The organism is Longitalea arenae (genome assembly GCF_016924755.1).
GTDB lineage: Bacteria > Bacteroidota > Bacteroidia > Chitinophagales > Chitinophagaceae > Niastella > Niastella arenae.
Map to the genome: position 1 here is coordinate 250,545 of NZ_JAFFJX010000005.1, position 16,089 is coordinate 266,633.

Annotated in this window: 10 protein-coding genes; 9 read left to right on the forward strand and 1 reads right to left on the reverse strand. The window is 46.9% G+C overall.

Annotated elements, in window-relative coordinates; genetic code table 11:
* The 6 genes from JT717_RS13735 to JT717_RS13760 all read left to right on the forward strand — a co-directional run bounded on the left by JT717_RS13735 (nucleotide 1) and on the right by JT717_RS13760 (nucleotide 11,048).
* Nucleotides 1-1,185, forward strand: coding sequence for a DUF5000 domain-containing lipoprotein (locus tag JT717_RS13735; protein WP_205511052.1), 1,185 nt, complete (start codon nucleotides 1-3; stop codon nucleotides 1,183-1,185).
* 49 nt (nucleotides 1,186-1,234) lie between these two features.
* Nucleotides 1,235-2,446 carry a DUF4998 domain-containing protein gene (locus JT717_RS13740; RefSeq protein WP_205511053.1) on the forward strand — a complete coding sequence of 404 codons (1,212 nt, stop codon included), beginning with the start codon at nucleotides 1,235-1,237 and terminating at the stop codon, nucleotides 2,444-2,446.
* Between the two features lie 9 nt (nucleotides 2,447-2,455).
* Entirely contained in the window at nucleotides 2,456-4,822 is a 2,367-nt protein-coding gene (locus tag JT717_RS13745) for a glycoside hydrolase family 95 protein (RefSeq protein ID WP_205511054.1), read from the forward strand.
* A 141-nt stretch (nucleotides 4,823-4,963) separates the two neighbouring features.
* A complete protein-coding gene (locus tag JT717_RS13750; protein ID WP_205511055.1) occupies nucleotides 4,964-6,946 on the forward strand; it encodes a sialate O-acetylesterase in 1,983 nt (660 codons plus the stop codon).
* A 16-nt stretch (nucleotides 6,947-6,962) separates the two neighbouring features.
* The gene (locus JT717_RS13755) at nucleotides 6,963-9,176 is read left to right on the forward strand and encodes an alpha-galactosidase (protein ID WP_240348080.1); all 2,214 of its coding nucleotides are present in this window, start codon (nucleotides 6,963-6,965) and stop codon (nucleotides 9,174-9,176) included.
* 96 nt (nucleotides 9,177-9,272) lie between these two features.
* Nucleotides 9,273-11,048, forward strand: coding sequence for an FtsX-like permease family protein (locus JT717_RS13760; RefSeq protein ID WP_205511056.1), 1,776 nt, complete (start codon nucleotides 9,273-9,275; stop codon nucleotides 11,046-11,048).
* 12 nt (nucleotides 11,049-11,060) lie between these two features.
* On the opposite strand, the gene JT717_RS13765 is transcribed toward JT717_RS13760, so the two are convergent.
* Nucleotides 11,061-11,966, reverse strand: a complete 906-nt coding sequence (locus tag JT717_RS13765; protein ID WP_205511057.1) for an ATP-grasp domain-containing protein — start codon at nucleotides 11,964-11,966, stop codon at nucleotides 11,061-11,063.
* A 105-nt stretch (nucleotides 11,967-12,071) separates the two neighbouring features.
* On the opposite strand from JT717_RS13765, the gene JT717_RS13770 reads away from it, so the two are divergent.
* The 3 genes from JT717_RS13770 (at nucleotide 12,072) to JT717_RS13780 (ending at nucleotide 15,976) form a co-directional block, all read left to right on the forward strand.
* The gene (locus JT717_RS13770) at nucleotides 12,072-14,015 is read left to right on the forward strand and encodes a glycoside hydrolase family 43 protein (protein WP_240348082.1); all 1,944 of its coding nucleotides are present in this window, start codon (nucleotides 12,072-12,074) and stop codon (nucleotides 14,013-14,015) included.
* 261 nt (nucleotides 14,016-14,276) lie between these two features.
* Nucleotides 14,277-15,278, forward strand: a complete 1,002-nt coding sequence (locus JT717_RS13775) for a sensor histidine kinase (RefSeq protein ID WP_205511058.1) — start codon at nucleotides 14,277-14,279, stop codon at nucleotides 15,276-15,278.
* Nucleotides 15,275-15,976: a LytR/AlgR family response regulator transcription factor gene (locus tag JT717_RS13780; protein WP_205511059.1), complete on the forward strand. Its 702-nt coding sequence runs from the start codon at nucleotides 15,275-15,277 to the stop codon at nucleotides 15,974-15,976. Before JT717_RS13775 ends, JT717_RS13780 begins: the two co-directional genes overlap by 4 nt.
* Nucleotides 15,977-16,089 lie beyond the last annotated feature (113 nt).

Genomic DNA, 16,089 nt, shown 5'->3' on the forward strand with positions numbered 1-16,089 from the left:
ATGAAAAAACAACCAGAAATAATAATCACGTTACTGTTGCTGACAGTGATCTGGAGTTGTAAAAAAGAAGATTTGAATGGTTTGAAGGAAAATAACGGCACACCGCCCGGTGTTGTAACGAATGTAAGCGTGCAAAATGAGAACGGCGCTGCCACCATCTCTTACTCCCTGCCAAAGGACGAAGACCTTTTATATGTAAAAGCAGTATATGAGCTGGCCAATGGCACGAAACGCGAAGTGAAATCATCTTACTATTCCAATCAGTTGCGGGTGGCTGGTTTTTCCGATACGTTAAAACATACCGTGCAGCTGTTTGCGGTGAACAGAAGCGAGGTGGCGAGTGCGCCGGTCGATGTAGAGGTGCAGCCCCTGGTTTCACCGATGCAGCTCGTATACCGCAACCTGAACGTTCGCGCTACGGCGGGGGGAATAAGAATAAGGTCGCTTAATCAGTTTAAAGGCGATGTAGTGATTGTGCCATTGATCGATTCGCTGAACAATGGCGAATGGGTCAGCCTCGATAACATTTACACCAGCGATTCACTCATTGCAGTGAGCATTCGTGGGTTGGCGCCGGTACAAAGGAAGTTTGCCTTTTTTGTTAGGGACCGCTGGCTGAACCGCACAGATACCTTGTTCACCACGCTTACGCCTGCAAAGGAAGTGATGATTGACAGAAGTAACTTTTTTGCCTACCAGTGTGATAATGATACGAAGATGTCATTCGGCACCACGGTAGATTTGATGTGGAAAGGACTGTTCAATAACGAATGGCCCTGTACCTATACAGATGAAAGTTCAGGTGTGCCTACCACGCTCACCTGGGGTATAGGACCTGCACCCGTTAAATTGACACGATTCAATTTGCTAACAAGAAGAGAAGGCTCCCTGTATTATTCGAAAGGAAGTCCCCGCCGCTTTGAAATCTATGGCTCCAATGATCCAACCCATGATGGCGACTGGAGCAAATGGACAAAGATCCTGACCTGTGAAGTTATTAAACCAAGCGGTTTACCATTGGGACAGGAAAATAACGCCGATGCCGCAGCGGGCAGTGCCGGCTTCTCTTTCGATTTTGATGAGGATACACCGCCATACCGCTACCTGCGGCTGAAATGTTTACAGAATTGGGTTGGTTCTTATTTCATTGTTATCCAGAATATGTCGGTCTGGGGAACTAATTAAAAAAGTGGAGCGATAATGAACTTCAATTTAAACACGTAAAATCATGTTCATGAAACAATATTTTGTCAGCATACAACTGGTTTTGTTAATCGGCTGGCTGGGTGGCACGGTGATCTCGTGTAAGAAAATGGATGATTACAAAAAGTTTGGGGAAGGTGGCGAGATTGTGTATCCGGCAACCTTCGATTCACTGAAAGTGATCCCGGGCAATGGCCGCGTAATGATCACCGGTTTACTGGCTGGCGACCCAAACGTTACCAGGTATAAAATATTCTGGAACAATGGCAGCGATTCCCTCGAAAGAACCATCGCCCGTCATGGCAGGATCGATACATTAAAGCAGATCGTCGATCGTTTGCCGGAAGGACCGATGACATTTACCCTTCGTACCTATGATGACAGGGGGAACAGATCGATACCCATGACCGTTACCGGCAACGTGTACGGCGCCAGCTTCCAGGCTTCGGTAAATGAAAGAGGAAACCGGGCCGTGTTGAACACCAAATTCGACCGCAACGGTGCCGCTGTGATCAGCTGGGCCGACGTAGATGCCTATGTAGGGGTATTAGGAATGCGGGTGCATTATTTCGATGCCAATGACAAAGAGCGTGATACCATTATCGTTGTACAGGGCAAGGACCAGCAAACGGCTATACGCGGTGTCAGTGTGACGAAGCCTATCTTGTATAACACCTTGTACCTGCCTGAAGCGGTGGGCGTAGATACATTTACCGTGGCGTCGAAAACCTTGCCATTATTTACAGAAGTGGCTTTATTGAATAATGTAAAGCCCATTGCCAATGAAGCCAATGATGGCGATCGGTGGGCCAATCTGCGCGACTGGATAAGCAATGATGCAGTGAAGAACCATAACGGTTTTGGTGGTACCGACCGATCAAGCGATGCAAAAATATATTTCGAAGCAGGCTGGGGCGCTCCGGCCATTACCAATGGGAAAATATACCAGGTAGTGACCCTGCCGCCGGGAAAATACCGGTTCCATGGTTCCATTGACTGGTATCACCTGAGTACGAAAAATGATGTTTGGCTGATGGCCGCCCCGGGGAATAATGGCCTGCCCAATGTCAGTGAGCTGGCCAGTGCTTTTGCGTACAAGAAAGTGGAGAATGGCACCTGGGACGTATCCATGGAATTTACGGTTACCCAGCAGATCCAGTTGTCGCTTGGCTTATTGCTCGATATGTCTGACAGCGGTGAAGCAATGCGATTCAACAGCCTGCGATTATATATCGTGAACTAAAACAAGCGGATGTCTACAATGATGATGAAGCAAAGAGAAGGTATCGTTTTTTTATTATTCCTTTTTTTGATTTGGAACCCTGGTCAGGCGCAACAGGCGAAAGCCCTGCAGTTATGGTACAATAAACCCGCTGCCCAATGGGAAGAGACCCTGCCCCTGGGCAATGGCCGCCTGGGTATGATGCCCGATGGCGGCATCATGCAGGAACAAATTGTGCTCAATGATATTACGCTTTGGTCGGGTGCGCCGCAGGATGCCAATAACTATCATGCACATGAGAAGTTACCAGAAATACAACGATTGCTGATCGCAGGAAAGAATGATCAGGCCCAGGCCCTCATCGATAAAGATTTTATCTGCACGGGAAAGGGCTCCGGGGCGGAACCTTTTGGATGTTTTCAAACCCTGGGTAAATTAAACATTGCCTTTCATTATGATGGCGTGGAAAAGGATGTGGCGCCATTCACCAGCTACCGCCGGCAATTATCACTCACCGATGCAGGCGCAGCCTGTTCTTACCAGATCGGGAGCGTAACCTATACAAGGGAATATTTCACGAGTTTTGGTGATGATGTTGGTCTGATCCGCCTCACAGCCAGTGCACCCGGCAAATTGAATATAGATGTATCTATCGGGCGGGAAGAAAAAGCAACAGTAAAGGCGAAGGGAAAACAGCTCGAAATGACCGGACAACTGGAAAACGGCACCAATGGCAGGGGCATGCAATACCGGGCGCTGGTTGGTGTACAATCAAAGGATGGTAGCATGGTTGCTGACAATAATAAACTGGTGGTGAAAAATGGCACGGAAGTGATCCTTTATTTTTCCGCAAAGACCAGTTTCCGCGATGCAGACTTCGCGTTACACGCCCAACGATTGCTTGATAAAGCAATGAAGGTTCCCTATGCTGTACAAAAGAAGAAACATTGTTCAAATTACCAGCGCCTGTTCAATCGCATGCAGCTCGATCTGGGCACATCAGCACAAAATGATCTGCCTACTGATCAGCGGCTGGAACAATTTTATAATGCTTCGGTTCCTGATAACGAACTCACTGTTTTGTTCTACCAGTACAGCCGGTACCTGTCTATCAGCAGTACCCGGGTTGGTTTGTTGCCGCCGAATTTACAGGGATTATGGGCGCATTTGATCCGTACGCCCTGGAACGGCGATTATCACCTGGATGTAAATGTGCAAATGAACCACTGGGGTGTTGAACCCGGCAATTTATCGGAGCTGAACCTGCCGCTGGCTGAATTGGTAAGCCAGCTGGTGCCGCATGGCGAACGTACTGCCAAAGCCTATTATAATGCCAGGGGCTGGGTGGCCCATGTGATCACGAATCCCTGGTTGTTTACCGAACCCGGCGAAAGCGCCTCCTGGGGCGTTACCAAATCGGGTTCCGGCTGGTTATGTAATAATCTCTGGGATCATTATGTGTTCTCTAACGATGTCAAATATCTGAGAAAGATCTATCCGGTACTGAAAGGATGCGCGCAGTTCTACGCAGACGTATTGATCAAAGACCCGGAAACCGGGTGGTTGGTCACGGCGCCATCCTCTTCACCGGAAAATTCTTTCCTTATGCCTGATGGCAGCGGCAAACACGTAAACATTTGTATGGGCGCCGCCATTGACAATCAATTGATGCACGAGCTGTTCAACAATGTTATTACGGCTGCCGAACGCCTGGGGATAGATGCGCCTTTCTGCAAAGAGTTGAAAGAAAAACGCAAGCTGATCGCGCCTGCAGCACAGATAGCCGCCGATGGCCGCGTGATGGAATGGCTGAAAGAATATCAGGAAACAGACCCGCAGCACCGGCATATATCCCATTTGTATGGCTTGTATCCGGCCAGCCTGATCACGCCTTCCCAAACGCCGGCTTTGGCCGAAGCCTGTAAGAAAACCCTCAACGTTCGGGGCGATGATGGCCCCAGCTGGTCGATCGCTTATAAACAATTGTTCTGGGCCAGGCTGCATGACGGCAACCGGGCATACAAACTCTTCCGCGAGATCATGAAACCAACGCGTAAAACGGAGATCAACTATGGCGCTGGCGGTGGAGTATACCCGAATTTATTGTCCGCGGGGCCACCTTTCCAGATCGATGGCAATTTTGGAGCCGGCGCTGGCATTGCTGAAATGCTTCTGCAAAGTCATGAGGGCTTTATTCATTTCTTACCAGCGATTCCCGATGCCTGGAAAAAACAGGGGAAGGTACGCGGCATGAAAGCCCGCGGTAATATTACCGTTGATTTTAGCTGGAAGGACGGGCAGCTTACTTCGTATAAACTTTTTTCACCCGTTAAACAGCGGGTAAAAGTGAAGGTTAATGGCATTCTTAAAGAGATAGAAGTAGCAGGTAAGAACTAGGAAAGGGTAGTGCAAGACCACGTGCCGGTCTGGCAACCTGAAATCATGCACCTTACAGTTTGTTAAAAACTAAGAAGTATAAGCAAAAAAATGCACATAACTTCTTATTAAATTGTACCCTTTTAAAACCTGCATGTTCATATGAAACAATTTGTATTAGGATTTATTGTTCTGCTTACATCCACGACGAAGGCCCAGCTGCGCTTACCCGCCATCTTTGGCGACAGCATGGTGCTGCAGCGGAATGCGCCGGTAAAAATATGGGGTTGGGCTGCACCGGCAGAAAGTATCACTGTGTCTTTTCATGGTCAGCAGCGGACCGCAAAGGCCGATGCAAATGGTAACTGGCAGCTGGTGTTATCTCCGGAACCGGCAGGTGGGCCCTATGATTTAACAGTAAAAGGAAGAACGACCATTACACTGCGTGGAATACTGATGGGTGATCTCTGGCTATGTTCCGGGCAATCGAATATGGAAATGCCCTTGAATGGCTGGGGACAGGTCTTGAATTGGGAACAGGAAATCGCAACGGCTGATTTTCCATCCATCCGGTTATTTACCGTGGAGAAAGATGTACAGGGCCTGCCTGCAAAAGACCTTAAAGGCGGAACCTGGCTAACCTGCACACCGCAGCATATTCCACCCTTTTCTGCCGTTGGTTATTTTTTTGGAAGAGCCCTCCATCAGCAATTGAAGGTACCGATCGGACTGATCAATGCAAGCTGGGGCGGAACCGATATAGAAAGCTGGATAAGTTATGCTGGGTTTAGAACGGCGCCTTATTATAAACATCTGGTGGATGCAGCGCCCGAAAGGAGCACCGCTGCATTAACTGCGCTGAAAGACCAGCAATTGCAGGCTTACCTTATTGCAGAGCAACTGAATAACATCGATACTACTACATTGGCGCAATGGCCGGCCCTTGATCATGATGATAACAGCTGGCGTACCATGAAAGTGCCGGAACTGTGGGAAAGCCAGCAACCGGGATCTGCCTTTGATGGAGTGATCTGGTTGCGCAAAGAAATTATGATCGACGAAAAGGATGCGGGTAAAGCCGCCGTATTGAAACTCGCCATGATCGATGATAATGATGTTACCTATCTGAATGGGATCAAAGTGGGCGCTGTGAATGGGTACAATGTACCGCGTGTGTATAAGATCGAAAGTGGTATACTGAAAAAAGGAAAGAATATTATTGCTGTGCGGGTGGAAGATACCGGCGGCGGTGGTGGTATTCATGGCGACACAGCCGATTGTTCGCTCCTTATAGATGGCCGGTCAATGGCGTTGGCGGGTTCCTGGAAATACCGGATCGAGTCGGTGCGTGTGAATATGGGCGTTGGTCCAAACGATTATCCTGCCGTCTTATATAATGCGATGATCCATCCCCTGGAGAAACTGGCCATCAAAGGCGTGATCTGGTACCAGGGGGAAAACAATGCCGGCCGGGCAGTTGAATACCGCCAGGCCATGCCATTGCTTATCAATGATTGGCGCAAACGCTGGCAGCAGCCAGCCATGCCTTTTTATTTTGTACAGCTCGCCAGTTATAATGCCGGCAATGGCAACAGCAACCAGGGCAGCACCTGGGCCGAATTGCGCGAAGCCCAAATGATGGCGGCTTCATTGCCGAACAGCGGTATGGCGGTTACCATTGATGTGGGTGATCCGGTAGATATCCATCCCCGTAATAAACAGGAGGTAGGAAAACGCCTGGCGGCACTCGCACTGAAAAAGACCTATGGCATCAACACCGTTGCAACTGGTCCTGTTTACAAAAGCATGCGGGTGGCAGGCAGCAAGATCATCCTGCAATTTATCAATACCGGGCAGGGCTTAATGGCAAAACCGGCATCCGAGAAAGGATTGGCAGGTTTTGAAATTGCGGGCGCTGACCAGCGCTTTTATCCTGCGCAGGCGGCCATTGCCGGTACTACTGTTATTGTTTCTGCACCGGAGGTGACAAAGCCCCTGGCCGTGCGCTATGCCTGGGCCGATGATGCCAGTCAGGCGAACCTGTTCAATAGGGATGGGCTGCCGGCTGCGCCTTTCCGTACCGACCAATGGAAGGCGAAGACCGAAGGAATAAAATATACAGCAAAAATTACCAGCAAAAAATAAATACTTAATCTGTAACATGCAATTACGTACCATGTATAAGAATTGGAGCGGTTTGAAAGGGGGATACATATTAGCCTTCGTATTCTTTCTGCAGGCAAATGCCTTTTCCCAAAATATCATCATCCCGGTTGAAACGCAGCATAGTGCGCTGGTGCTGCAAACCAACAGCAACAATAACCTGAATATCGTTTACCTGGGCGCTAAATTGAGCGACAAAAAGGAGTATGAAGCCATAACGGCACAGTATAAACAAACGAGTGAATACACCGGTGTGTCCAATGCAGCTTATCCTGCATCAGGCTCACGCAATTTATTTGAACCGGCGATAACGGTGACCCATGCAGATGGTAATAATTCACTCGATCTGCAATATGTACGGCATGAAACCAAAAAGCTGGATGAGAATCAGTCCTTACTTACCGTTACGCTAAAAGACCCGGTGTATGATCTTGAAGTGCGGTTATTTTATAAAACGTATTTCAAAGAAGATGTTACAGAACAATGGAGCGAAATAAAACATAACGAAAAGGGGAATGTGGTGCTCCACAAATTTGCGTCGGCCGCTTTATACCTTAAGGCAGAAAGCTATTGGTTGCGGCAATACCATGGCGATTGGGCCAAAGAAATGCAACCCGAAGAAAGCCGCCTGACCCATGGTATCAAAACACTGGATTCAAAACTCGGCACCCGTACCGATCTGTTCCAAGCCCCGGTATTTATGGTTTCTTTGGATAAACCAGCCACGGAAGAGGAAGGTACCGTATTGTATGGCGCTTTGGAATGGAGCGGCAATTTCAGAATTGAACTTGAACTCGATAACCAGGATAACCTGCGTTTACTGGCCGGCGTAAACAATCATGCATCACCATATACTTTGAAGCCGGCAGAAGTGTTCACTACACCTGCGTTTTTATCGGTTCTGTCGTTCAGGGGCAAAGGCGGCGCCAGCCGGCAATTACATGCCTGGGCACGCAATTACAAACTGCTGGATGGAAAAGGAGACCGGCTCACCTTATTGAATAACTGGGAATCTACCTATTTCGATTTCAATGAAACAAAGTTGAAAGCACTGTTGAAAGATACAAAAGCCCTGGGGGTTGATCTTTTTTTGCTCGATGATGGCTGGTTTGCCAATAAGTATCCACGTAATAACGACGATGCCGGTTTGGGCGACTGGCAGGAAAATAAGACCAAATTGCCGAACGGTATCGCATCGCTCGTAAGCGAGGCCCAGGCCAATGACGTAAAATTCGGCATCTGGATAGAACCGGAAATGGTGAGCCCGCGCAGTGAATTGTATGAAAAGCATCCCGATTGGGTAGTGAAGCAGCCCAACCGTAAGGAATATTATTTCAGGAACCAGCTGGTGCTTGACTTAAGCAACCCGCAGGTACAGCAATTTGTATTCAATACCGTTGATAACCTCTTTATCAAAAATCCCAAACTGGCATACATCAAATGGGATTGTAATGCCGTAGTGTATAATGCGTATTCAGCTCATTTGACCAACCAGTCGCATTTTTATTTACAATATGTGCAGGGTTTATATGCTGTATTGCAGAAGATCAGGAAGAAATACCCAACGGTGCCAATGATGTTATGTTCCGGTGGCGGCGGCCGGGTTGATTATGCAGCGCTGCAATACTTCACCGAATTCTGGCCCAGCGACAATACAGATCCGCTCGAGCGCATCTTTATGCAATGGGAATATTCTTATTTCTATCCGGCCATCAGTTCGGCCAACCACGTTACCGACTGGGGTAAACAACCCATTAAATTCCGTACCGATGTAGCAATGATGGGTAAGCTGGGTTTTGATATTGTGGTAAGCAAGCTGCAGGAAAAAGAACTTCGTTTTTGCCAGGATGCCCTCAAAACGTATAATACGATCAAACCAATTATCTGGCAGGGTGAACAATACCGCCTGCAGGACCCTGTTTCCAACGCAGTGGCTGCGGTGCTCTACCTGAACGAGCAAAAAACATCGGGTGTGATCTTTAATTACCTTGTCAACAACCGCTATGGTGCCGGCAGCGAGCGGCCTATCCGGTTAAAAGGCCTCGACCCGAAAAAACGATACCGTTTAAAGGAGCTGAATTTGTATCCGGGCACCACCTCAACGATCGATGCTGATAAAAGCTATACCGGCGAATTTCTGATGACCATCGGCTATAATCCCGATGTAAAAGCAGAGCGCGCCAGTGTGGTGCTGGAGTTGAAGGCGGAGTAACGGTTGTATCAATTCCGAACACCTGCTGCCCGGATCTGAACACCTGAATACCCGGCATCGTCTTATTTACAGGCATTTCCGGAATGGCTGCGGAAAATGAGGCCCGAGATCTTTGACTATTGGGGCTATGTTGATTATTATACCTACATATTGCTGAAAGAGAACGCCAGTATACATTCCATGCAGTCACAGGTGCCGGCTTTTTTAGAAAGGCATAAGACGGGGGAAGCCGGCTACACCTTTGCTTTTGAAAAGATGTCAGACGCTTACCTGCATTCCGTTGCAACGCGGCAACCTGGCCCTACGGGCAGTGTGCTTAATGTTTATTTGTTTGCCTGCATTGCTGTTTTCATCATGCTTATAGCCTGTATTAATTTCATGAACCTGTCTACCGCCCGGTCTCTTGAAAGAGCAAAGGAAGTAGGGGTTCGCAAAGTGCTGGGCGTAAAACCTTCCCGCCTTATGTGGCAATTCCTCGTTGAATCGATCCTTCTGTCGCTGGCTGCTGCGATCATTGCCATGCTGCTGGCCCAGCCAGGCATTTCGTTGATAAGTAAATTATCGGGCAAGGAAATTTCTACGGTCAATTTCTTCAACCCGTTATTGTTTGGTGGTATGGCCTTGTTTGCAGTTATTGTTGGATTGCTGGCAGGAATTTACCCCGCCTGGGTCTTATCAGGATTCAGGCCCATCGCGGTACTAAAGGGAAAATTCAACCCGGCTGATCAAGGAGGCATTGCATTTCGCAAAGTGCTGGTTGTATTCCAGTTTACCTTGTCTATTGCACTGATAGCGGGAACCATCATTGTATATACTCAATTGAAATACCTCAACCACCATGATCTTGGGTTTCAAAAGGATCAGATGCTGATCCTCAATTTTGAGGGTGATGCAGCCGTGCAAAAAAATATTGAAGCCATTAAAAAGGCCATTGCCAGTCAACCGGGGGTTAATGCGGTTGCTGCTTCGCGTGCCGTTCCCGGTGAATTCCTGCCCAATGCAGGCACATTCATTCAAACACCGGAAGGAAAATTGGACCACCGCGATCCACTTATTTATGAAATAGATTTTGACTTCATTCCTGTATTTAATATTCCCCTCGTGGCAGGGCGCGTTTATTCACGTTCGCACCCTTCCGATAGTGCAGAAGCAATGGTCATTAATGAAGCGGCGGCAAAACTGTTCGGCTATACCAACCCGGCCGATGCGGTAGGTAAAAAATTTGAGCAGTGGGGCAGAAAAGGTACTGTTATAGGCGTTGTAAAAGATTTTAATTTCAGGTCGCTTCACCTTCCGGTAGAACCACTCACTTTACGATATGGTTACCCGGATATGCTGAACCGGATCTCGGTCTCTATCAAGGGTGACAATATTCCGGCAACCCTGGGGCATATTAAGAAAGTGTGGGATCAACTGGTGCCCCAACGACCGATGTTATATCATTTTCTCGATGAATCGTTCAGCGAACAATACGAGGCTGACCAGCATTTCGGTTATTTGTTTACTTTCTTTGCCTGCCTGGCCATTTGTATCGCTTGCCTTGGTTTATTAGGGCTTTCCACTTTTATGGCGCAGCAGCGGGTAAAAGAAATTGGTATTCGTAAAGTGCTGGGTTCGTCGGTAAGCGGCATTGTGATCCTGCTCTCGAAAGACTTCATTAAACTCGTGCTCATTGCCATTGTCATTGCCGTTCCCATCTGCTGCTGGGCAATGAATCAATGGCTGCAGGATTTCGCCTACCGTATTACTATTGGACCGCTTGTATTTATCAAAGCCGGCATCCTTGCCTTGGGCGTGGCATTAACTACCATCACCTGGCAGGCGGTTAAAGCGGCGATCGTGAACCCGGTGCATTCGCTAAGGAATGAGTGATGTCAATAATTTTTATTTCCCGGCTAGCTGTTCCAGCAAGGCGTTATAATAACGTTCAATAGCGCCGGTTCCATAAGATAGATACAGAAATGGATCAATCAGCTCCAGCTCCATAAGTACAAAATTGCCATTGACCATTAAACCATCCACACGTGCATACATGGTGTTTTGGGCGAACCTGGTAATGTAAGACTTTGCCTGGTCAATATATTGCTGCCGGGGAGATATTGATGCTATGGTTCCGCCAAAGATCTGTTGTACCCTGAAATCTCCCGCCTTCGGTTTCTTGATAATGGTATGGCTGTATTGGCCATTGAAAAAAATGAATGACCATTCTCCTTCCTGTACCTGTGGCATCAGGGGTTGAACTATATAATCACCTTCTGTTAATAGTTCATGCACCCGGCTGGTATCTTCGTGGGCATTATGCCTGGCTAATACAATGGTGTTTCTCGAACCGCCGCTAACGCATGGTTTGATGATTAATTTATCAGCATGCAGTTGGTCAAAAAGGGCTTGCAGCTTATCCTTCCAGCCCTGGTTAAGAAATACCGATGGGATGATTTCAAAACCGGCTGCGGCGACTTCCTTGAGGTAGTGTTTGTCCATATTCCACCTTACAATAGCATAGTCGTTGATGAGCTTTATTTGTAAGCGCTCAATTTTGTTCAGCCAATCTTTAAACTGTTCATATTTTTCAAAATAGTCCCAGGGCGTTTTTAACAGGGCAACCTCATATTGTTTCCAGTTTACCTGCGGGTCATCCCATATTTCGGCAGTAATATCCAGGCCCTTGTTTTGTAAGTAGGGCAACAGGCCTTCCAGTTCATTGAAATTATTGGCTGCCGAATAGCTTGCGGTGCCGTTATAGGTAATATAGGCGATCTTCATGGGATGGTAGTTGTTTTGCAAAGACAAAAATAACCGGTTAAAATGGTTTATAAGTCGTCGTTCAGAACAGAATTGTAGAATCGACATTAAAACCTTACTTTGCTTTTTTATATAAACGCAAAACTTGCTATTATGAAACTTGTCCGCCTTGCCGGCCGGCTGATCGTATGTATGCTGCTCAGCGGTTTTTCTGTCTGCCTGGTAAAAGCACAAAACCCGCCCATGCTGGCCGAAAAAGATAAGGTGGCCTATCTGTTTGTATATTTCACGGGTAACCGGATAGCAGAAGAAGCCATCCGTTTTGCCATCAGTAAAGACGGCTTTCAATATTTTGCTTTAAATAATAACAATGCGGTCATCGATTCAAAAAAGATCAGTTCCTCCGGCGGCGTACGCGACCCGCATATTATAAGAGGGGAAGATGGCAAGAGCTTTTATATGGTAGCTACCGATATGGTCTCGGCCAAAGGCTGGGACTCGAACCGGGCTATGACGCTGATGAGATCTAACGACCTCATTAACTGGACTTCCAGCGTTATCAATATCCAGCAAAAATACAAGGGACAGGAAGATCTGAAACGGGTGTGGGCCCCGCAAACCATCTATGATGCCGAAGCAGGAAAATATATGATCTACTGGTCTATGAAACATGGCGACAAACACGACATTGTGTATTACGCCTATGCGAATAATGATTTTACCGCACTGGAAGCAGAACCCAAACCCTTGTTTATACCAGCTGCCCCTGCCTACAATATCGATGCTGACATAATTAAAAAAGATAGTCTTTATTATTTGTTCCGTAAGACCGGGGGCGCCGATGGGGCAGGGATCAAAGTAGCCACCACCGCCTCGCTCACGTCGGGCAAATGGAATGAACACGAACAATATGTTCAACCCACCAAACTGGATGTAGAAGGTTCTTCCGTATTCAAACTAAATAATTCCGGTACCTATATCATGATGTATGATCTGTTCAAAACGCATGGCTTCCAGTTCACGAAAAGCCAGGACCTGCAGCATTTTGAGATCATCGATCAGGATGTAAAAATGGATTTCAAACCCAGGCATGGAACCGTGATGGCATTGACAAGAACAGAAGTGGAAACCCTGATTTATAAATGGGGAAAACCGGCCGGTTTTCCTGCATTAAACAATAACCCGGTGCTGGCTGGTTATTTTGCCGATCCCGATGTTTTGTATTCGCATAAAACGAAAAAGTATTATATCTATCCTACCAGTGATGGGTTCACAGATTGGAAAGGCACCTATTTTAAAACCTTTTCTTCTCCCGATCTGCAGCACTGGAAAGATGAGGGCGTTATCCTGCAATTGGGTAAGGATGTTTCCTGGGCCGACCGGAACGCCTGGGCGCCCTGTATTGAAGAGAAAAAGATCAAAGGCCGCTACAAGTACTTTTATTATTTCACGGCGGCGCAAAAGATCGGAGTGGCCGTAGCAGATGATCCTGCAGGTCCCTTCGTTGACCTGGGCAAACCCCTGATCGATGAGCGCCCGGAAGGCATTAAACGCGGGCAGGTCATTGATCCCGATGTGTTCACCGATCCTAAAACCGGTAAAAGTTATTTGTATTGGGGCAATGGATTCATGGCGGCTGCCGAGCTCAACAGCGATATGACCTCGTTGAAAAAAGAAACAGTCACCATCCTGCATCCGGATAAAACTTTCCGGGAAGGCACTTATGTATTCTATCGTAAAGGCACCTATTATTTTCTGTGGTCAGAAAATGACACCCGCGATGCAGACTACCGCGTGCGTTATGCCACGGCTACCTCACCGCTGGGGCCGTTAACCATTCCGAAAGAAAACCTGGTGATTGCCAAGGATACCGCAGCCGGCATATACGGTACCGGTCACAACTCAATACTACAGATACCGGGTAAAGATGAGTGGTACATCGTATATCACCGTTTCGATTATCCAAATGGTATCCATATGGGCCGAAGCGCCGGCTACAATCGCGAAATATGTATCGATAAGCTGGAATTCAATGCTGATGGCAGCATTAAACAGGTCAAACCTACACATGCAGGGATTCATTCCATTTCGAAATAAATTCCGCTATCCGGAGCAAGAGATTTCTGATTTCTGATTTCTGATTTCTGATTTTGAGATTTTGAGATTTTGAGATTTGTTCGGCTTTCAAGATTCGGATAAATCACGAAATCCCGCAATCCAGAAATCCCGAAATCTCAAAATTACATTCCCGCAATCCCGCAATCCTGCTTTGATCCACTCATCCTTCGCTTTTGTCTACACATTCTTGGTTCCGGTTCGCCAATACTTTAATTTACGGGGCATTGGTATATTTGAGCTATGAGACCGGCATCGATTTCTTTTTCCTCCAAATGGATCCATGCAATAGTATGGCCACTGCTGTTGGGCATTCCCGGCATCTTGCTGTGGGACCAGCAGTTTTTTGGCTTGTCGGTCAGTTTTTATTTGATCACTACTTTGTATCATATCGGCCTGTTCTATTTTAATGCTTTTTACCTCTATCCCAAACTGCTGAACAAAAGGACCTGGTGGTTGTATGTTATCTGTTTATTTGCTATTGTGGCGGTTTCAGGCTTTGCCAAGGTTTTCTTTTTGCAGTTCGATGCTGATTTCCGGTTTACACCGATGACCCAGCGACTGGTGTTTTTTCCTTTAATGCCTTTCCTGTTTGCCAGCATTATTTTCCGGCTGGTATATGACCGCATCCGGTTCGAAAGAATGGAAAAAGAAGCCCGCGCGCAACGCCTCGATGCTGAACTGAAATTATTACGGTCGCAGATCAGTCCCCATTTTTTGTTCAATATGCTCACCAACATGGTATCGATGGCCAGGTTGCAATCAAAGCTGCTGGAACCTTCGTTAATCAGGTTGTCAGAATTGTTACGATACATGTTGTACGAAAGCAATGAAGAAAAAATAGCTATTGGCAAAGAGATAGAGCATATCGAAAATTATGTTGCACTGCAGCAATTACGTTTCGGCGAAGATGCAAACATCGCTTTAACCGTTAAAAACGATTATCCCGAAGGGATGATCGAGCCCATGCTGCTGGTGCCTTTTATAGAGAATGCTTTCAAACATGGTATCGGTATGGTGAAAGAACCGTTTATACGAATTTCCCTTAACGTGAAAGCGCATATGCTGCATTTTACGGTGGTGAACAATTACAATCCCGCCAACCAGTCAAAAGATAAACATTCGGGTATTGGCCTTTCTAATGTGCAAAGCCGCCTGGAATTATTGTATGCGAACAATTATCAGTTGAATATTACCAATGAGAATGGTATCTATTCTGTTCATTTAAATTGTAAGTTGTTATGATGCGATGTATTGCAGTAGACGATGAGAAATGGGTGCTCGACCTGCTGGTAGATAACATCAACCGGGTGCCTTTTTTACACCTCGTGGGCCGCTGTAAAAATGCCCTGGAGGCCATAGAACTGCTGCATCGGGAAGAAGTGGATCTGATATTCCTCGACATTCAAATGCCAGGGCTGGATGGCATACAATTCGTACAATCACTGCAACACCCGCCCATGATCATTTTCGTTACCGCTTATAAAGAATATGCCTGGGATGGCTTTGAGCTTGCTGCTGTGGACTATTTATTAAAGCCGGTTTCCTTTGAACGTTTTTTGAAAGCGTGTAACAAAGCGCAGGAATTGTTCCGCCTGCAGCAAAAGCCTGCCAAAGAACAACCTGCTTCTTTTTTTGTATATGTAGAATACAACCAGGTGAAGATCACTATTGCCGATATTGTGTATATCGAAAGCATGAAAGATTATGTGAAGATCCATTTGAGTTCCGTTACCAGACCCGTGATCACCAAGATGAGTTTAAAGGCGCTGGAAGATAAATTACTGCCTTACCGCCTGGTGCGCATTCATAAATCCTATATCATTGCAGCCGATAAAGTAACGGCGGTCAAACGCGATCTTATTTGCCTGGGCAATATTGAATTGCCATTCAGTGACAGTTACCGGCCGGGGGTAGAAGCAGTGCTTCCCCTCAACAGGTAAGCTCATCTACCCATATTACTGATTCATCTACACTTCCCGCGGCCGGCTCTCTCATAAGGTTAGTTTTGTATCAGCAGGTAAACAAAAAGTCGATGGCTAATTGTTAATGCTGC